The sequence below is a fragment of the Enhygromyxa salina genome, from assembly GCF_000737335.2.
Classification (GTDB): Bacteria; Myxococcota_A; Polyangia; order Nannocystales; family Nannocystaceae; genus Plesiocystis; species Plesiocystis salina_C.
The window spans coordinates 95,170-114,078 of record NZ_JMCC02000003.1; the positions used below are offsets into that span (position 1 = coordinate 95,170).

Here is an 18,909-nt window from a genome sequence, read left to right on the forward strand (position 1 = left end):
GCTCCCACGCGGCTCCGAACGATTTCTGAGGATCTTCTCAGCCTGCTCTAAGACACCAGCCGCCCGCGTGTGCCATGAGTCGGGCCGTGCACGCCTCGACGTTGGTGCTCGCCCTGCTCCTGACCCCGCCCGCTGCCGCGCCCGCCGCCGACGAGCACCACCACGGCGTCGACGAGGTGACGGGGCCCGCGCTGACCTTCGACGAGAGCGTGGGCGCGACGGCTGACACGCCGCGGGTGCGTGGGCTCGACGAGGCCGCCCAGCACAAGCGCGAGCTCGATCAGTCGATCCCCCGGGTGACGACCGGGCCGCAGCTGCAGGTCATGCCGGGTGCCCGCGTGCACCCGAGCGAGGTCACCGGGTTCGAGATCCAGATCACCGCGACCCAAGCCTGGAGCCTGGACGGGTATGGCCGCAAGCGGATCGAGGCGGCCAAGAGCGAGACCGAAGTGCTCGAGGTCGAGGCCCGGGCGCAGGCGCTCGAGCAGCGGCTCGCGGCCGCGCACGCGTGGATCCAGCTGCACGCGGCCCAGCTCGAGCTCGAGCTGGCCATGTCCGAGCTCGCGTCGATGCAGGAGCTGGTCGCAACCATGGTCCGCGCCCGCGAGGCCAACGTGGTCACGCGCGCCGACGTTGCCCACAGCCAGGTGCTCGAGGCGCAGACCGAGGCGCGCGTCAACGATCTGCAGGGCGTCGTCCACGATCTGGGCTTGGTGCTCGCCCGCGAGACCGGCAGCGACGCGAGCCGACCGCTCGAGACCCGCGGCGACTATCCCAACATCGCGCTGCCCAGCGAGGACGAGCTGCGCCGACGCTTCGCCGAGCTCGACTCGCTGCCGGCCGTTGCCAAGCAGCGGCTGCTCGCCCGCAGTGAGCGAGCGCGGGCCGCCGAGGCCAAGGCCGCGAACGCGACGACATTGAACGCGGGGTTCTCCGTCCAGCGCGAGGCCACCTCCGACGTCGTCTTGTTCGGCGTGCTCGGGGCCAACGTCAGCGTTGGCGCGGGGGCGCGGGCGAATGGCCAGGCAACGGCGGCGGCGCGGCGGGCCGAGGCAGAGGGCGAAGCCATCGCGCTGGAGCTGCAGGCCACGCTGACCACGGCGATGCATGAGCTTCACCACACCCAAGGCCAGCTCGAGATCCTGGGTGAGCACTCGCTGCCCGCCCACGCGGCGCTGGTCGCCAGCCACGAGCAAGCGCTGGCGATGGGCGAAGGCACACAGGCCGAGCTGTTGCGCGCCCGCGCGGAGCACAGCGCGATCAGCCGCGAGTACGTGGCCGCGCAGGCCGAGTGGGTGTGGGCGCGCGTGGAGGTGTGGCTGTACTACGAGGCGTTCGTCGCCGAGCAGGGCAGCGATGGGGGGTCGCGATGACGCGCTCGGTTCGTGTCGCGGCGGTGGTGCTCGCGTGTGCGTGGTTGGTCGCTTGCAACGCGCCGGCCGAATCGCATGAAAAGCACGACGAGCACGGCGAACTTGGTGAGCACGGTGAGCACGCCCAGGCCACCACGTGGGTCCGCGTCGAGCAGGCCAGCGACGCCAGCTTGCTCGAGCTCCCCGCGCGGATCGTCGCCTCACCCGAGAGCCACGCCCACCTCGACGCCCCGCTGCAAGGCACCGTCGTCGCCGCCTCGGTCCGCACGGGTGATCGGGTCGAAGCCGGCGACCCGATCGTCGAGCTACGGATCCCCGCCGTGCTCGAGGCCGCGGCCGTGCTCGCGGGCACCAGCAAACAGATCGGCTCACACAAGGCCCGACGCGAGCGCCTCGAGGAGCTGCGCGCGGCCGGACTCGTCGGCGCCACCGAGGTGTTCGACGTGGACTCGGGGCTAGGGCGGCTCTCGGCCGAGCGACGACTCGCGCTCGCAACCTTGGCCGCGGTCGGCGTCGACGCGAGCGAGCGCGGCGCGGTGCTCTTGCGTGGCACGGTGATCCTCGCCGCTCCGGTCGCAGGTGTGGTGGCGCAGCTCGACGCGATCCCCGGCGAGGTGGTCGAGCCGGGCGAGAAGCTCGCGCGGATCCTGGGCCGCGGACCCGCGCGGATTGAGGTCGCGTTCGGTGCAGGACACCCCGACACCAGCCCGGAGTTCGCCGGCGCGACGCTCGAGTTCGAGGGCCTCGACGGCAGCCGGATCTTGCTGGCGCCCACGCCCGTCGCGACCGCGGTCGAGCCCGGGCTTGGCCGCGTGTTGGCTTGGTATGAGACCGCCACGGCGATCGATCTGCCGGACGGCGTGCGCGGCCGGGTGCAAGTCCGCAGCGGCGACGCCTCGCTGCTCGAGGTCCCACGCGCCGCCCTGCGCCTGCACGAAGGCCGCGCGTGGGTCGGGCGGCGGCCGCAAGGCGACGGCCCCCCAGACATGATCGAGGTGAAGGTGCTGCGCAGCGTCGGCAGCTCGGCGTTGATCCACAGCGAGGCGCTGGCCGTCGGTGATGAGATCGCCGCAGACGCGAACACCGTCTTGATGATCGGTCGTGATCCCGACTCGCTCGGCGGCGGAGGGCACTCGCATTGAGTGATCCACACGCCCAACCCACGCACGGCGTGCTCGCGGCGATCGTCGCCTGGTCGGTTCGGCGGCGGGCGCTGGTGCTCGCGCTGGTGTTCGCGTTCGCGGTGGTCGGCCTGATCTCGGCGCGCGAGCTCGAGCTCGACGCGCTCCCGGACGTGACCGGCAACCAAGTCGTGATCCTGACCGGCGCCCCAGGCCTGACCCCCAGCGAGATCGAGCGAACGGTCACGCGCCCGGTCGAGGTCGCGGTTGGCGGGCTCCCCGGGCTGATCGAGCAGCGCTCGCTGTCTCGCTACGGCATCTCGTCGGTGACCGCCGTGTTCGAGGACGGCGTCGATCCCTGGCTGGCCCGCCAGCAGGTCGCCGAGCGGATCGCGGCCGTCGAAGATCTACCGCTCGGCGTCGCGCAGCCCGAGCTTGGCCCCTACTCGGGCGGCCTCGGCGAGGTCGTGCAGCTGTCGATCCACTCGAGCGAGCGCACGCCCGCCGAGCTCTACGAGCTGATCGTCCTTCAGCTCGCCCCACCCTTGCGCGCGACCCCAGGCGTGGTCGAGGTCAACATCTGGGGCGGCGCGCGTCGAACCTTGGACGTCGTCGCCGATCCCGTCGCGCTCGCGCAGGCCGGCGTGAGCCTCGAACAACTCGCGTCGACCCTCCGCGAGAGCACCGGCGCGGTGGCTGGCTCCACGCTCCCGGCGGGGCCCGGTCAGGCGCTGCTGCGCGGCGTGTTCTGGCCCACGCGGGCGTCCGAGCTGGGCGCCGTAGCGATCGAGTCGCAGCGCCACGGCGAGCTCGAGACCCGCGAGCAAAGCGGCGAAGACCACGGTCAGACCCTGCGCATCGCCGAGCTCGCCAAGGTCGTGGAAAGTGCGCGACCGCGAATTGGAGCCGCCACCGCCGACGGCCGCGGCGAGACCGTCTACGTGATGATCCAGATGCAGCGCGAGGCCAACGCCTTGCAGCTGACCACCCGGCTGCACGAGCTCATGCCCTCGCTCGAAGCTGGGCTGCCCGCGGACGTGACGATCGACATGGTCTACGACCGCAGCGTGTTGGTCGAGGCGACGCTGCGGACCGTGGCCACCAACTTGCTCGAGGGGGCTGCCCTTGTGGTCATCGTGCTGCTCTTGATGCTTGGCAGCGTCCGCGCCGGGCTGCTGGTCGCGGCCGTGATCCCGCTGTCGATGCTGGGCGCGGTCGTTGGCATGGTGTCCTTCGACGTCCCCGGCAACCTGATGAGCCTTGGGGCGATCGACTTTGGTCTGTTGGTCGACGGCGCGGTCGTGATGGTCGAGCGGGTGTTCCACGAGCAGCGCGTGCTCGCGCAGGGCAACAACGCCGCGAGCGCCAGGGATCGCCGCGCGCAGGTGGTTGGGTCGATGCAGGCGATCGCCCGACCGATGACGCTGTCCGTGCTGATCATCGTGCTGGTGTATGTGCCGATCCTGACCCTGCAGGGCGTGGACGGGGCGATGTTCCGACCGATGGCGATGACGGTCGTGTTCGCGCTGCTGACGTCGCTGGTGCTGGCGCTGACCTTCACGCCAGCGGCCGCGAGCTACCTGGGGCCGTCGAGCTTGCCCAAGCGAGATCCAGCGCTGGTCCGGTTCGCAACCTGGGTCTACCAGCCGGTGCTCGACGCCGCGATCGCGCGGCCGGCGATCATCGCGGTGATCAGCGTCGCGCTGCTGGGCTCCGGCGTGTTCGCGTTCATGCGCAGCGGGACCAGCTTCATCCCACAGCTCGACGAGGGCGACCTGGTCATCCAGACCACGAGGGCGCCCGACATCTCGCTCGAGACCGCGATCGCCGAGGCCGCCCGGGTCGAGGCCGCGGCGATGACCGTCCCCGAGGTCGTGGCCGTGACCAGCCGGATCGGCAGCCCCGAGGTTGCGACCGACATCATGGGTCTCGAGCAGGCCGACGTGTTCGTCGAGCTGGTCCCGCGCGATCAGTGGCGCCCCGGCCTGACCCGCGAGCAGCTGATCGCCGAGCTCGACCAAGCGCTGGATCAACAGGCACCGGGCGCCAACCCCAGCTACACCCAGCCGATCCAGATGCGCTTCAACGAGCTGCTAGGTGGCTCGGTCACCGACGTGGCGCTGAGCGTCTACGGCGAAGATCAGGCCCTGCTGCGGACCACCGCCGAGCAGATCGAGTCGCTGCTGGCCACGATCCCCGGCGCGGAAGATGTTCGGATCTTGGCGCCGCCCGACGTGTCGCTGATCGAGGTTCGTCCAAATTTGCTCGAGACCTCGCGGCTCGACATGCGCCCCGCCCAGGTCCTCGACATCATCGCGGCGCTGCGGATGGGGATCGAGGTTGGCGAGACCTGGGACGGCCCAGTGCGGGTGCCGATCCGCCTGCGCCTCGACCACGAGGGCGACGCGTTCAGCCTGGGTGACATCGCAATTGCGACCCCCTCCGGCGAGGTCGTGCCGCTCTCGCGCGTGGCGGAGATCCAGCACCTCGAGACGCCTGCGATGGTCAACCGTCAGGCGGGTCAGCGGCGGATCATCGTGGGGTTCAACGTCCGCGGCGCGGAGCTGGGCGACGTCGTTGTGGCCGCGCAGGCCAAGGTCGACGCCGAGCTGGGCCGCATCGAGGGGATGCGCCTGGTCTGGGGCGGACAGTACGAGCAGCTGGAGGCGGCGCGGGACCGGCTGTTGGTGGTCGTGCCGATCGTGCTCGTGTTGATGTTTGCCCTGCTGATCATGGTGTTCCGCCGATTTGGGCCAGCCGCGATCATCTTCCTCAACGTGCCCTTCGCCTGCGTGGGCGGGGCGCTGGCGCTGTGGGCCCGAACCATGCCGATCTCGATCTCCGCGGCGATCGGGTTCATCGCGCTGTCGGGCATCGCGGTGCTCAACGGCGTGGTCTTGATGTCGAGCGTGGTCGCGCGCGAGGCCGCGGGCGACAGCTCCCGGGTCGCCGCCCGCGAGTCCGCCCGCGAGCGCATGCGACCGGTGCTGATGACCGCCCTGGTCGCGGCGCTCGGCTTCGTGCCGATGGCGCTCGCAACCGGTGTCGGCGCCGAGGTCCAGCGTCCGCTCGCGACTGTGGTGGTTGGCGGGCTGGTGACCTCCACCTTCTTGACGCTGGTGCTGCTGCCTGCCCTCTACCCATGGCTCGCGCGGCCACGGCTCGCGCGGCCACGGCTCGCGCGGCGGGGCGACAAGGGCGACAATGTCCCGGTGAGCGCTCAGGCGCCCGGGGATCCAAGCTGATGCAGCTGCTGCTCGTCGAAGACGAAGACCACCTGGCCAAGGTCCTGACCCAGGGCCTGCGCGAAGAGGGCCACCAGGTTGATCTGTGCACGGCCGGCGAGCAGGCGTTCACCCAGGCCCGGGACATCGACTACGACGCGATCATCCTCGACTGGATGCTGCCGGATCTCGACGGCGTCAGCGTGCTCCGGCGCTGGCGCGACGCCGGGCTGCGCACGCCCGTTCTAATGTTGACCGCGCGCGGCAGCGTCGGCGAGCGGGTCACCGGGCTCAAGGCCGGGGCCGACGACTACTTGGTCAAGCCGTTCGCGTTCGCTGAATTGCTGGCCCGGCTCGAGGCCCTGCATCGCCGTGGATCCGGCCAGCTCGAGCTGTTCCGCGCCGGACCGGCCAGCGTCGATGGACGTCGGCGCGTGCTGGTTGGGCCCGAGGGCGAGCTGGGCCTGACCCCGCGCGAGTACGCGCTGGCGTGCGAGCTGTTCAGTCACGTCGGCGAGGTGCTCGCGCGCCGGCACTTGCTCAGCGCGGTGTGGGGCTCGAATTTCGACGGCGACCCCAACGTGCTCGACGTCTACGTTGGCTACCTGCGCGGCAAGCTGGGCCGGGTGGCCGGCGACGCCGTCAAGATCAAGGCCGTGCGCGGGGTCGGCTTTCGCCTGCTGGCCGGGCCGGACTGACCTGCGATGCAGCTTCGCTCTCGCCTGCTGTTGTTTGGTGCCGTGGTCCCGCTGGTGCTGCTCGCGGCCGCGATCGTGATCTCGGGGTTGGTGTTCAATCGGGTGTTGCTGGCCGAGCACGACCGGGCCCTGCTCGCCCAGGCCGGGGTCGAATCGGTGAGCTTGTTCGACCGCGCCACCGCGCCGCACCTGCACATCAGCGAGTCGCCGCTCGACAATCAGATCCGCGAATTTGCCGCGCGTGGGGCCCTGTACGGGCCTGATGGGGCGCCGATCGCCAACTACCCTGCCGACGCGCCAAACCCCAAGCGCATGGATCCGGCCGCGCTCAGCACGACGCCCGTGCTCGAGACCGTGGTCGGTGCGGCCGGGCACGAGCGGCAGCTGTGGGTTCGCGTCGACGACCCCCACGGCCGACCTCACGCGCTGTGGCTGGCGGCCTCGCTCGAGCGACACGATCGCGAGATGGCCGAGTACTGGCGGATCGCCGCGCTGGTGTTCGTGCTGGTTGGCGTGGTCTTGCTCGCGATCCAAGTGATCCACGCGCGCCGGCTGAGCGAGCGGGTTGGCAACCTGACCGGCCACATGCGACGGCTGCGGACCGGCAACCTCGACGCCGCGCCGCCGCCGGATCCTGGGACCGACGAGATCGCCGAGCTGCGTCGGGCGATCGCCGAGACCACCGAGCGGCTCGCGGCCGCCCGCTCGAGCCAGGACCGGCTGATCGCCGACGCGGCCCACGAGCTGCGGACCCCGCTCGCGGCCATGCGCGCGGGCATCGAGATCGCGCTGCGACGCGAACGTCCGGCCACGCAGCTGCGTGAGACGCTCGATCACACCTTGATCGAGGTCGCCCGGCTGACCCAGCTATCGAGCAGCCTGCTGGACCTGGCCGCCCTGCGCTCGAGCCCGGTCGAGCGCAGCCGCGGGGATCTGGTCTCGGTGTTGATCGAGGCTGTCGACGCTGCGCGGGCGCTGGCCGAGGAGCGCGGCTGCATCGTCCGAGTTCAGCACCCCACCGAGGCGACCGCGGAGTTCTCGGCTTCGGCCGTGCGCCAGGCGTTGGACAACTTGCTGCACAACGCGATCAAGTTCTCGCCCGCGGCGTCGGAGATCTTCGTCGAGCTGCGGGGCGTGGACGGGCGCTGGGAATTCGCGGTCGTCGATCGCGGACCCGGTATCCCGATCGAGGCCCGGGAGGCCGTGTTCGAGCCGTTTCACCGGCTTGGCCGGGCCGGGCCGGGGGGCGGGCTTGGGTTGGCGATCGTCCGCGACGTCGCTACGCGGCATCGCGGGCGGGCGTGGGTCGAGGACCCGGGCGAGGCCGGCGGTGCGCGGATCGTGCTGGCGCTGCCGCGCGACCCCTGACAACCCGCGCGCGCCCAGAACGGTGATCTGTCGGCGCGGGTGGCCCTGTTGCGTGATCGCAGATAAATGCGATCGAACCACCAGCCCTGCGGCACTATCTGACATGCCTTCGTTTCTACCGAAGTCGCGCCGCCGTCCGTGGTCTCCCAGCCAGTGGAACATCGTGCGCGCTGGCTCGGCGCTCGGGGCCGCGCTCGCGCTCGGGGCCTGCGGGGACGATGCGATCACCCCCGTTGACGATGGCGCCCCCGAGACCAGCGACGGGACCCCAACCGCAGACAGCGTCGACTGGAGCGATGACTACGGCGACCACGGCGACTACGACGACTACGGCGATTGGAACGACGACTACAGCGACGACCCCGACCCCGACGGCCCCGATGGTCCGTGGGACAGCGACTACGGCGACGACGACTACTGGACCCCCGAGTGCTACACGGACGAGGACTGCGGACCCGGTGCGCAGTGCATAGAGAACTACTGCTCGCCGCTCTCGCAGTGTCAGTACTCGATGGACTGCGAGTTCAACGAGTTCTGTGACGAGCAGGGCCTGTGCGTGGGCGTGGACTTGCCTGCGCAGTGCCAAGGGCCCGCGTTTCAGTCGATCCCGCTCCCGCCCGAGGCGGCCGAGGGTGTCGTGGCGCTGAGCTTCGTCGACCTCGACGGTGACGACGTGAAGGAGCTCGTGCTGCTGCGCAGCGACGCGATCGTGGCCGTGCATGTCGAAGCTGTGCATGCAGTGACGACCGCCTACGTGGGGCTGGCCGTCAACGGGATCGCCGCCGCCGACCTCGACGAGGACGGCCGGCCCGATGTGATCGCAACCTCGAGCACCAAGCAAAACGCCCGGGTGTTCTACAACGACGGCTTTGGGGCCTTGCTCGACAGCGTCCCCGGTCCGTTGATGCGGCTCGATCTTGGCCACGGCATCGACTGGCCCGGCGGTGGCGTCCACGAGCTGCTGGCGCGCAACCAGGCCCAAGAGGCCGTGGTGCTGTCAGACGTCGCGCAGCTGATGCCGCAGATCGAAGCGCTGGAGTTTGGCGTCGTCGAGGCCCTTGGCACCGCGGACTTCGACGATGACAGCCTGGCCGACATCATCGCGCTGCAGGGCTGCGCGCCGCTGATCAGCTACCAAGCGGGGGAGCTGTCCGCGTTCGAGGCACTTGGGCCGCCGGGCACCTGCGCCCTTGGGCTTGGCGACGTCGACGGGGATCCGCTGCCGGACATTGTCGTGACCCGGGCTGACGTCACGCTGTCGGTCGTCAACATGTACTCGAGCATGGTGGGCTCGCCGCGGGCGGTTGGGCTCTACGGGAGCTACTCGGCGGTGCAGCCTACAACCTACGGCAACCGGCCGTACGCCGTGCTCGCGCAGAGCGGGGGCGAGCTCGACTATGTGTGGGCTGACCAGGGCTTCTCGTGGTGCCGCAGCACCTTGCCCGCGCCGCCGATCCTGCGCTTTGCGGCGGGTGACAGCGACGGCGATGGTCGAGATGAGATCGCCACGCTCGATCCGTCTGGGGTGGTGCAGCTCTGGAGCTACGGGCAGCCTTAGCAGCCCATGATCAGTCGGGTCAGTCGGATCAGTCGGTTCAGTCGGTTCAGTCGGTTCAGTCGGTTCAGTCGGCGAACACGGCCTCGAGTGAGTCGGCGAACAACACACGGGCGGCGAAGCGGTCGAGGGTGCTCTGATGCTCGAGCAGGAAGTAGAAGTAGATGCTCGTGGCGCTGTTGGTCAGCTGAGCGCGGAACAGTAGATCGCTGTGTTGGTGGGACAGGTTTGGGTCAATGAACGTGCCCGGCTCGTGCGTGAGCGTGGACAGATCGACGGCAGCGCAGATCGAGGCGGGCAGGAGGCTGCGCAGCAATTCGGCCGCATGCTCGGGGTGCTCGAACGCGGCCTTGAACAGTGCGTCGTGGGGCGTCGTTGTCATGCGCTGGCAACATACCCGGCGAGTGGCGAATCGCGTTGTCTGAGCTGGGTGATGAAATCGTGAAATTATGGGATCATTTTTTTGATTGTGGCGACTGCGTTTGCGGTGCAACAACGCACCCGCTTCGAAATAGGCAAAGCGTCCGGGACATCAGCGGGCCCGATAGCGCAGCTGCACCAATTCGCACTCGTGCGGCTCGAGTCGCTCGACAGATTCCAGCGCGAGCCGTCGCCGCTGCCCCACCCCCGCAAACAAAGAAGCCCCCCCGCCCAGGATCACCGGCACCACCGTGATGATCAGCTCATCGACGAGCTCCGCGTCGAGGGCCTGGCGGATCAAGTTCCCACCGTCGAGATACACGTCGGCCTCGCCCGCAGCTGCGCGCGCCTGATCAACGAGCGAATGGATGTCGCCGGCGACGGCTTTGACAGACGCAGGCGCGCCGGTCAGCGGGCGCCCCGTTGCAACCAACACCGGCAGCTCGCCATACGGCCACGCCCCCTCGAACCCTGCCACCACGTCATAGGTGTTGCGACCCATGAGCAGCGCCCCGACCTCGGCGATGAACGCGTTGTAGCCGTAGTCGGGCGGGGGATCGCCGCTCGGCTGCGGCAGCCACGACAGGTCGTCGTTGGGGCCGGCGATGAAGCCGTCGAGCGACGTTGCGATGAACACCCTGACGCGGCTGGGCATCGCAAGATGCTACGCCATGGCCTACAGCTGGTCGATCTGCAGGAAGTAGAGCCCGCCGGTCTCGTAGCCGTCGACGAAGATCGTCACCTCTTGCCCAGCGTCGAGTTGGACCTGAGTGTAGTCGTAGTCGCAGGCGAGATCCGTGCCGTCGCAGTCCGAGCGCACGTAGACGACGGCCTCGAAGTTGGAGCCTTCGGTGGTGATGCTGTAGGTGCCGCTGACCGGCGCGGTGAACGAGAGCTTGGCCTCGGGCGCGCCGGGGCTGTCGCCGCCGACGCACCCGCCCACGTACTCGTCGGTCTCGGTGGTGGTGTCGCCGCCGTAGGAGACGGGGAGCGTGTTGGGCAGCTCCACGGTGGCACAGGTCGCCCCGCCGGTGTCGCCGTCGCCGTCGCCGTCGCCGTCTCCGTCGCCCGTGTCGGTGGTTGGGTCGCCGTCGCCGTCACCCGGGGGGACGACCGGGGCGCCAAGCAGCGAACACGCGAGCGCCGGGAGACCCAGGCAGACGTTGTCGCCGCTGCAGTAGGCGTCGGCGTTGCACTGGCCCTCCACGCACAGCTGCCCGACACCCGGCAGCGCAGCGCAGGTGTTGGCAGCGGCCACGCACACGGAGTTTCGGGGATCGCAGACACCGTTCGCGCAGGCCTGACCTGGGCCCGGCAGCGGAACCGCGGCCACGCAGGTCATGGTCTCGTCGCACATGGCCCCGGTCGCGCACACGTTGTCGGGACACGGCTGACCGATCCCGGGCAGCGGGCCGCTGGACTGGCAAGGGTTCACGCACACGTTGGCGCTGCAGACCAAGCCCTGCGCGCAATTGGAGAACGCGAGCCCCAGCTCGGCCGAAGACGCGGCGATGTCACAGGGAAACCCAGCCGTCAGGTTGCCGTGCCACGGAAAGCAAGGCGCGACGCACACCCCAGCCGGAAGCGGCGGCTGCGAGGCGCGACAGGCCAGCGAGTCGATCCCCTCGAGCTCCGCCGCTGGACACGAACCGTCATAGCTGAGGCCGGCGAGGTAGGCCTCGTCATTGACCTCGTCGTACGCGGTGATCAAGTCCACGAAGCACTCGTTGGCATTCGCGTACGGATACTCCGGGCACTGACAGCTGAACACTGCGTTGCAGTAGCCCGCGGCCATCCGTTGCGGATACTCGTTGGCCGGGATGTCGGCGGTCTCTTGCTTGCACCCGATCGACCCAGCCAGAGCGAAGGTCGAGGCGAGCACGGCCGTACGAGGGAAACGTGGCAGGCTGAACACGGCCGGCAGAGTAACCAGGTCATGCAGGGCTTGCCATGACCGCAGTCGCATGTGCACGCGAGTCGGCGCACAACCTCAGCGCACACGAGCCCACAAATCCAAGAGCAAACTGGCTGGGTCGGTGGTCGAGCTCAGGGCAGCTTGCCCCACGCGGGGAGCTTGGCCTCGAAGGCCAGCGCCGCGCCAGAGACCGGGTGCTCGAAGTCGAGGCGCTGGGCGTGGAGGCACAGGCGATCGAGCTGCGCTGGCGCAATGTCCCGATCACCGGCCCCATCACCCCCATAACGATGGTCCCCCACGATCGGGAAGCCCAAGTGGGCCGCGTGGGCGCGGATCTGGTGGGTCCGACCGGTCTCGAGCTCTGCATCCAGCAATAGCTCGGGATCGCTCGCCGAGCCCGAGGCGGCGCCAACGAGACGAAAGTGGGTGAGCGCAGCCTTGGCCCGCCCATCGCCGGGCTTGCCGATCACCACGCCCCCTTCGCTCAGCTTGATCAGCGGCGCGTCGCAGCTCAGCTCGCCCGCCGGTTCGCACCCCGGCCGCGGCCGGACCCGCAACCGGTAGCCGCGGCGCATCCGATGGTCGCGGAACTGCTTGTGCAACGACTTGTTGGCGATGCTGCGGATCGTGAACACGACCAGCCCCGAGGCCCCGCGATCGAGCCGGTGGACCACGCCCACGTAGGGGCGCGTGATCCCTTCGGCCTCGAGCCGGTGGATCAGGGCCTCACTCAGGCACCCAACCGCGGTCTCGCGCACGGGCGAGACCGGCACCCCAGCGGGCTTGTCGATGACCACGAAGTCTTGCTCGCGGTGGACGAACACCAAGTCTTCCGGCGGGAGCGGCTGCGCGTCGAGGGCCTCGGTGTAGAGCACGACGCGCTCCCCAGCCGCGACCAGCACCTGCGGCAGGCGTACGCGCAGCCGGTTGACGTACACGCCGCCGGCCCGGATCAGCTCCGCCGCGCGGTCACGATCCAGGCCCCGCACCCGTCGCGCCAGCATGTTGCGCAGGCTCATGCCCTGCTCGAGCGGGACGACGCGGAAACGTTTTGGACTGGTCATGACTGCACGCTGCGCAGCTGCTTGGCGAGATCGCGAACTTGGGTGGCCGCGACCAACGTGACCTGTCCGCAGAAATTACAGCGAACCTCGGTCTGGGGCTGCTCGTCCGCGAGCGCCTCGAGATCCCCGGGGCCCAGCGTGGTCAGGACTTCGAGGGCCCGCTCGGGTCCGCAAGGGCAGTGAAAGGTGATCGGGTGCTCGAGCATCCGACGAAACTCCGTCCCGCCCAGCGCAAACCCGACCAGCTCGTCGAGCTCGCGCGCGTGGGCGAGCAACAAGCCACGCAGACCCCCAAGCCGCTCGCCAACCTGCGTGACCGTGGCGGGATCGCTGCCCGGAAACCCCTGCGCGAGCACCCCGGCGGCGCGCAGCACCTGGCCGTCCTGATCCAGGATCACCGCGGTGCGCAGCGCAGAGGGCAGCTGCTCGCTGTGCGCGAGGTAGTGCTCGAGGTCCTCGTCAATCTCGCCGCTGCGAAGCCCCACGCTGCCTTGGTAGGGCTGGGCCAGCCCGAGGTCGCGGGTCACCGTCACGTGGCCGCGGGCGCCGACCGCCCCGGTCGTGCTCGGTCGCGGATCGACGTCGAGCAAGCGGTTCGCCAAGTGCGTCGGGCTGAGCGCCGTCGCCACGCACGCGCGCACCCGCCCGTCACCGTGGGCGTCAACGACCACCTGACCCACGGGGCCGCCGCCTTGCAGCTGGATCCGCACGCGCTCGCGCTCGCCCTTGCCCAGTGTCGCCAACAACGCCCCGGCCGTGAGCGCGCGACCCAGCACCACCGCCGCGATGCCCCGCGCCTGTTGTCGATCGCAAGCTTCGCGGATCGCGTGGGTGGTGATCGCCGCGACCACCCGGATCGTCTCGGGCTCGTTGATCGCCCGCAGCAGCGCGTCTGTGGCCGGCATGGCCGGCAAGCTACTCCAACTAGGCGGCCTCGAACATCCCTACCCGGGGGGGCCGGAGGTGCTGTCGAACCCGAGGGTGACGCGCAGGCGGTCCATCTGCCCGACCGTGTTGCCCATGGTCGTGTGCGTTTGCAGGTCGCCATCGATCGCGCGCTCGACGTTCTCTGGGACGGCGTTGTCACCCAGCGCGACGAAGCTGGCCACGTAGTTGCCGTACTCGACGGTCTGATCCGAGAAGTTCAGGCTGATCTCGGCGAGGTTGAGCCCACCGCCGGCCGGGAGGGCCTGCGTGAACGTGCCCGAGATCGTCAGGTAGCTGCCGTCGAGCTGAAAGCCGCCGTCCTCGTCAGAGTAGTAGACGTCGTAGAACTCGCCGCTGGCGCCCGGGATGTCGTGGTTGTTGTTCAGGAGCGGATCGTCGAGTCGCACGGTCAGCTCGGGGCCGTTGACCGTGAACGTGAACGGGGTCGGGGCCATGCCGCCGGTGCGCTCGTAGAAGGTGATTGACTCGAGGTTGGGCAGGTCCATGACCGGGACGAGCTCGACGGGCGGGAGATCGTCGGGGGTGCCAAGGTCGAACTTGGGGCCGTCATCGCCGTCGCCGTCGCCGTCACCGGTTGGATCGCCGTCTCCATCGCCGTCGCCGTCGCCGTCGCCATCTCCATCGCCGCTGCCGTCGCCGTCGCCATCTCCGCTCGACCCCGACTCGCCCTGGGTGGTGACGCCGCCGGTTGGATCACGCCCGTCGTCAGCGCCCGGCTTGGCGCACGCGAGGGTCAGCAACAGAGCACACAGGCTAGGTGAAGAGGCGCGCATGCCCCCAGACTATCCGATCCTATGTGCGCGGGACGAACTCGGGACAGGTTCGGTGCCAAGCGGTAACTGATGGTTGTGAGCCCATGCAACGATCCGTCCGCATCCCCACCACCCTCCTCACACTCGTGACCTTGGCCGGCTGCCCGATCGGCGACAAGCAGATCGGAGATCCACCCGACAGCATGGTCGACGGCGACGGCGACGGCGACGGCGATGGCGACGGCGACGGCGACGGCGACGGCGACGGCGACGGCGATGGCGATGGCGATGGCGACCCCTTTGACAACTGCGTGGGGCCGTTCGAGACGCCCTCGGTCGACAAGGACTGCGACGCGATCGGGATCGGCTGCGACAACGCGACGCTCCACTTCAACCCCGATCAGCTCGACCAAGACCAAGACGGCTTCGGCGATGTCGCGGATCTCTGCCCGCTGATCGCCTCGAACATGAACACCAGCGACAGCGACAAGGACGGGATCGGCAACGCCTGCGATCGCTGCCCACGCCCGATCGCCGACTATTCGATCGACGGCAGCATCAGCGACGCCAGGCTGTGGGTCCGCAATGTCCCGTGGAACGGCGACTTTGATCGAGATGGGATCGGCGACGTGTGCGACAATTGTGTGGCAATCCCCAATTGTGGCGACTACGGCCCAAACAACCCCGCGCCGCACGGGGCCGAGGTCAACGAGGACCCCGATCTGTGCCAGACCGACGTCAACCAAGACGCGATCGGCGACGCGTGCATCGACCCCAACACCAACCTGCCGATCATGCTCGACGGCGCCGCCGGCCCGGTCGGCTTTGGGCCCAACGACGACTTCGATCAAGATGGCTTGAGCAACGCAATCGACGGGTGTCCGCGAATCCCGGTGGTCCAACACCCATGCAACGACGATGTCGACTGCCCGCCAAGCTCGACGTGCGGCGACGCGGGCGTCTGCAACCACCCGGACGCCGATGGGGATCTCGTCGGGGATGTCTGCGATACGTGTGCGTACACGAGCAACCCCATGCAGGTGTCCGAAATTGGCATGGCGATCGACGACGAGGACCGCGACTTCATCGGCGCCGCGTGCGAGAGCCACGCCGACTGCAACACGCGCAAAGGCGCCCGACCGATTCGCTTCTACGACGTCGTGGTCGAGGGTAGCTGCTGCGTGACCACCTACCCCGGCGATGGTCAGCTGCATGATCCCTCGGGTCTGCCCGTGACCCGCACGTGCAGCCCACAAGACGAGCAAGGCGGGCTGTGTCGGCAGCTGCCAGCTCCCGTGCTCGTCGCCCCGGGTGTCGTCGAGCTACCGGGCGGCTGCGAGCAGGCGCTGGCCGACGCGGGCAAGCAGCAAGCGTCCGCGTTGACCCTTGCGGACGTCGGCGGGAATCCGCTCGAGCTGTGGTCCCACGCCTGCCGGCTGCCGCCGCTGGATCACGACTTCGACGGGCTCGGCGACGCCTGCGACCCGTGTCCGTTTGCGTTCGACCCGTTCAACGAGGTGTATGTCGACGATCAGGACATGGCCTGGCCAGACCTGGGCGCGGCGTGCAACGGAGTGTTCGAGCAGGTGCCTGGCGCCATGTGCATGTGAAAGCCGTGGCACCCAGCGCGGGTCAGGGCTGAGCTCAATCCAAGCGCAGGTCCGCGAAGCTGGGGATCCCGCGAGGGTCCATCTCGAAGTCCCGCACCCGCCAGCTGTGCACCGCCACGCTCGCCCCATACATCAAGGGCACCAACGGCCACTGCTCTTCAAACAGCTCGATCACGGCCCCGAGCTCCGCGGGCTCGCGCTGCGCCGCCGCGAGCCGCCGGTCCATCTCGGGATCTGCGTAGCCACCCAGATTCGTCGTGCTGGCCATGGGCGTGCCCGCCCGTGGGATCCGCTTTGACGACAACAGCGCGCTCAGGAACTCTACGGGCTCGGGCGTCTCGGCGATGTACCCGGACAAGATCAGGTCATGCTCACCGCGCCGCACGGCGTCGAAGAAGCGCTCGGGTGAGTCTGCCTGCTGAATGATCACCCCGATCCCCAGCACCCCAAATTGCTCGGCGATGACGTTGGCGACCCCCATTGGATCGGGCAGGTAAGGCCGCGGTCCCCAGACCACGAGCATGCGCAGCGAAGTTGGCTTGTCGGCGATCTCGGCGAGCGCCTTCGCGGCGATCTCTTCACCGTAGCTGGGCAGGCTGCGCCGACTGGGCGCGAGCGCGGGCGGCAGCAAGCCACGCGCGGCGAAGGCAGCGGGGTTGTCGTGGCTGGTCCGCGCGATCGCCCATGGATCGATCGCGGCCGAGAGCGCCCGCCGAACCGCGGGGTCGCGCAGCCACGGCCGCCGACAGCCAAACGCCAAGAACGCGGTGCTCTGGCCGGGTTGGTAGACCTTGCGGACCCCCTGCAGACCCTTGGCGACCTCGCGCGGGAGCATCATCGTGAAGTCGATCTCGCCGCTCTCTAGCGCCTCGCGCAGCTTGCCGGGCTTGTTGTCCTCATCGAGGGGGTAGGCCCAAAACTCGATGCGCTCGATCGACGGCCGCGCGCGCGACCCAGCCAACCAATGCGGATTGCGCTCGAGGGTCAGGACCTTGCCTGCGGACGCGATGTTCTCTTCGACGATCGCGTACGGGCCCGTGCCGATCCAGTGCTTGGCCCCGCGCTTGCCGATCACGCTCCAGATCTGCGCGAGGTGGGGCTCGAGCACGACGTCGCGCTCGAGACAGTTGAACTGAACGCGGCGCCCGCCAGCCGCGTTGACCTTGGACACCGCGCGCAGCGGCGCGACGTGCTGCAGCGAGGCCGCGACGTCCTCGGGCTGCACCGCCGTGCCGTCGCTGAACGACAGATCGTCGACCAGCCGCAGCGAGTAGCGGGGCATGCCCGTGAGCGCGATGGTCTCGAGCCGCAGCTCGTGGGCGAGGTAGCGACTGTCGGGGACGATCTTTCCATCGGTCCGGGTGTAGAGCGTCTCGAAGCACTGGTTGCGGACGATCACGCCCGACAGGTCTTGCGCCTCCCAAGGATCCAGACCGCCCCAGCCACCGAGCAGACCCACGCGCAAGGTGGTGGGATCGGCCTCGTTCGTCTTGCTCGTCCGGCTCACTGAGGCGATTGTTTCAGACCGCGGCCGATGGGGCAAAGCTGGTCCCCAGATTGGCTCAGGTGGACGGGAGCCCGTCCCTGGCGGGCAAGCGTGGTTGCTGATCGCCCACGGATGCGCACATGGCCGCAGTGAACTGGGAGTCGCTCCGCCCAGACGAGGTCGCGGATATAGTGGGCAGATGTCACTTCGCGCGCGCTTGTTCGTGCCCCCGGGTTCGCGGGTGAAGGTCAGCTCGAGATGGTCTCGTGGTCCGGCGGGCAGTGGTACTTGCTCGTGTCCGAGTACTCCTCCGGCAAGCTCGCGGCCTACGATGTCGACGACAACGGTGACCCGATCAACGCCAGCCGCCGCGACTTCGTGACCGGCCTGACCGGCGCCGAGGGAGCGTTCTTGGATCCCTACAGCGGCGACTTCTTGTTCACGACCTTTGGCGGCGGCAACCGCTTGATCGCGATCCGCGGGTTCATTCCGAATCCGCAGTAGACGGGGGCGGTGGCTCCGGCAGCTCGTGGAACGCGGCCCTGCACTTGGGCACGAAGCCCGCGCGCTGGCACACCCCGGCCGAGGTCGACTCGTCGGCCCAGACCACCACGTGATCGATCCCTTCGGCTCGCAACACGCCCAGCCGATGGTCGAGCAAGCCCTGATAGATGCCCTGCCGCCTGTGCTCGCGCAGGATCGCGGCGCCCTGCAGGTAGCCCAGATCCTGCCCCTGACCTCGCAGCATGCGCAGGGTCGCGGTGCCGATCAGCGCGTCGTGCCAGTAGACCAGCCACGAGCGCAAGTCGTCGTCGTCACGGGCGAGCGCTCTGACGATGAAGGCTTCCGACTCGCGGCGAAACGCCGGCCCGCGCTCCCACGCTCGCGCGTTGACTTCGGCGTAGTCTTCGACATCCCCGGCCCCGACCTCACGCAGCTTCAGCCCCTCGGGCAGCTTGGGCGGTCGCGCGGGCACCCGCATGCTCAAGCCCAGCGCGTACGCCAACCGCTTGATCCCCGCCCGCTCGAGTCGCTCCGACAGATCGTCCGGGGTGCTGCCTGGACCAACAATCCACCGCATCCCGGCCCCGTGCTCGAGGTACGCGCGCTTGACCTCGGCGATCCGAGCATCAGCGGTGTCTTTTTCCAACCGAGCAAGGAACACACCGTTGCGGTTGGGGTGCGGCACCGAGGGCGTCGTGAGCTGCACCCAGTCCGGGCGATCGATCAACACCGCATCAGGTGACAACGCGAGCGCGTCGACTAGCACGCGCTCCAACTCGATGGCGCCAAGCTCGACCATGGCCGTGGATAGCAAGCATGGCGGCTCGTGTCGAGACTCGCAGCCCCCCCTGTGGCGGCAAATATAGCCCCC

General features: G+C 69.2%; 16 protein-coding genes. 8 read left to right on the plus strand and 8 right to left on the minus strand.

Annotated elements, in window-relative coordinates; all coding sequences use genetic code 11:
- The first annotated feature begins 86 nt into the window (after nucleotides 1–86).
- From DB30_RS01905 to DB30_RS01930, 6 genes are all read left to right on the plus strand, one after another.
- Entirely contained in the window at nucleotides 87–1,373 is a 1,287-nt protein-coding gene (locus DB30_RS01905; protein ID WP_052546224.1) for a TolC family protein, read from the plus strand.
- Nucleotides 1,370–2,515 carry an efflux RND transporter periplasmic adaptor subunit gene (locus DB30_RS01910; protein WP_052546225.1) on the plus strand — a complete coding sequence of 382 codons (1,146 nt, stop codon included), beginning with the start codon at nucleotides 1,370–1,372 and terminating at the stop codon, nucleotides 2,513–2,515. The genes DB30_RS01905 and DB30_RS01910 overlap by 4 nt, the downstream gene beginning before the upstream one ends.
- Entirely contained in the window at nucleotides 2,512–5,739 is a 3,228-nt protein-coding gene (locus DB30_RS01915) for an efflux RND transporter permease subunit (RefSeq protein ID WP_240480141.1), read from the plus strand. Before DB30_RS01910 ends, DB30_RS01915 begins: the two co-directional genes overlap by 4 nt.
- Nucleotides 5,739–6,416: a response regulator transcription factor gene (locus DB30_RS01920; protein ID WP_052546226.1), complete on the plus strand. Its 678-nt coding sequence runs from the start codon at nucleotides 5,739–5,741 to the stop codon at nucleotides 6,414–6,416. Before DB30_RS01915 ends, DB30_RS01920 begins: the two co-directional genes overlap by 1 nt.
- A 6-nt stretch (nucleotides 6,417–6,422) precedes the next feature.
- Nucleotides 6,423–7,784 carry a HAMP domain-containing sensor histidine kinase gene (locus DB30_RS01925; RefSeq protein WP_052546227.1) on the plus strand — a complete coding sequence of 454 codons (1,362 nt, stop codon included), beginning with the start codon at nucleotides 6,423–6,425 and terminating at the stop codon, nucleotides 7,782–7,784.
- Between the two features lie 103 nt (nucleotides 7,785–7,887).
- Nucleotides 7,888–9,342, plus strand: a complete 1,455-nt coding sequence (locus tag DB30_RS01930) for a hypothetical protein (RefSeq protein ID WP_146657847.1) — start codon at nucleotides 7,888–7,890, stop codon at nucleotides 9,340–9,342.
- A 64-nt stretch (nucleotides 9,343–9,406) separates the two neighbouring features.
- Here DB30_RS01930 and DB30_RS01935 read toward each other — a convergent pair whose 3' ends face one another.
- The 6 genes from DB30_RS01935 to DB30_RS01960 all read right to left on the minus strand — a co-directional run bounded on the left by DB30_RS01935 (nucleotide 9,407) and on the right by DB30_RS01960 (nucleotide 14,459).
- Entirely contained in the window at nucleotides 9,407–9,721 is a 315-nt protein-coding gene (locus DB30_RS01935; protein WP_052546229.1) for an Rpn family recombination-promoting nuclease/putative transposase, read from the minus strand.
- Nucleotides 9,722–9,871: 150 nt separating this feature from the next.
- Nucleotides 9,872–10,414, minus strand: coding sequence for a dihydrofolate reductase family protein (locus tag DB30_RS01940; RefSeq protein ID WP_052546230.1), 543 nt, complete (start codon nucleotides 10,412–10,414; stop codon nucleotides 9,872–9,874).
- A gap of 21 nt (nucleotides 10,415–10,435) precedes the next feature.
- Nucleotides 10,436–11,674, minus strand: a complete 1,239-nt coding sequence (locus tag DB30_RS01945) for a hypothetical protein (protein WP_146657848.1) — start codon at nucleotides 11,672–11,674, stop codon at nucleotides 10,436–10,438.
- Between the two features lie 131 nt (nucleotides 11,675–11,805).
- The gene (locus tag DB30_RS01950; protein ID WP_052546232.1) at nucleotides 11,806–12,738 is read right to left on the minus strand and encodes an RluA family pseudouridine synthase; all 933 of its coding nucleotides are present in this window, start codon (nucleotides 12,736–12,738) and stop codon (nucleotides 11,806–11,808) included.
- Nucleotides 12,735–13,643, minus strand: a complete 909-nt coding sequence (locus tag DB30_RS01955; protein WP_052546233.1) for an Hsp33 family molecular chaperone HslO — start codon at nucleotides 13,641–13,643, stop codon at nucleotides 12,735–12,737. Before DB30_RS01955 ends, DB30_RS01950 begins: the two co-directional genes overlap by 4 nt.
- A gap of 39 nt (nucleotides 13,644–13,682) precedes the next feature.
- On the minus strand, nucleotides 13,683–14,459 hold the full coding sequence (locus DB30_RS01960) for a hypothetical protein (protein ID WP_146657849.1): 777 nt from the start codon (nucleotides 14,457–14,459) through the stop codon (nucleotides 13,683–13,685).
- Between the two features lie 83 nt (nucleotides 14,460–14,542).
- Between DB30_RS01960 and DB30_RS01970 the strand changes: the two genes are divergently transcribed.
- Entirely contained in the window at nucleotides 14,543–16,048 is a 1,506-nt protein-coding gene (locus DB30_RS01970) for a thrombospondin type 3 repeat-containing protein (RefSeq protein ID WP_205632887.1), read from the plus strand.
- Nucleotides 16,049–16,082: 34 nt separating this feature from the next.
- Here DB30_RS01970 and DB30_RS01975 read toward each other — a convergent pair whose 3' ends face one another.
- Complete coding sequence (locus DB30_RS01975) at nucleotides 16,083–17,555, minus strand: ABC transporter substrate-binding protein (protein WP_052546236.1); 1,473 nt, start codon at nucleotides 17,553–17,555, stop codon at nucleotides 16,083–16,085.
- Nucleotides 17,556–17,792: 237 nt separating this feature from the next.
- Here DB30_RS01975 and DB30_RS01980 point away from each other — a divergent pair, with 237 nt between their 5' ends.
- Nucleotides 17,793–18,038: a hypothetical protein gene (locus tag DB30_RS01980; RefSeq protein WP_052546237.1), complete on the plus strand. Its 246-nt coding sequence runs from the start codon at nucleotides 17,793–17,795 to the stop codon at nucleotides 18,036–18,038.
- On the opposite strand, the gene DB30_RS01985 is transcribed toward DB30_RS01980, so the two are convergent.
- A complete protein-coding gene (locus DB30_RS01985) occupies nucleotides 18,019–18,837 on the minus strand; it encodes a GNAT family N-acetyltransferase (protein WP_052546238.1) in 819 nt (272 codons plus the stop codon). The two genes, DB30_RS01980 and DB30_RS01985, sit on opposite strands and share 20 nt — an antisense overlap.
- Nucleotides 18,838–18,909: the final 72 nt, after the last annotated feature.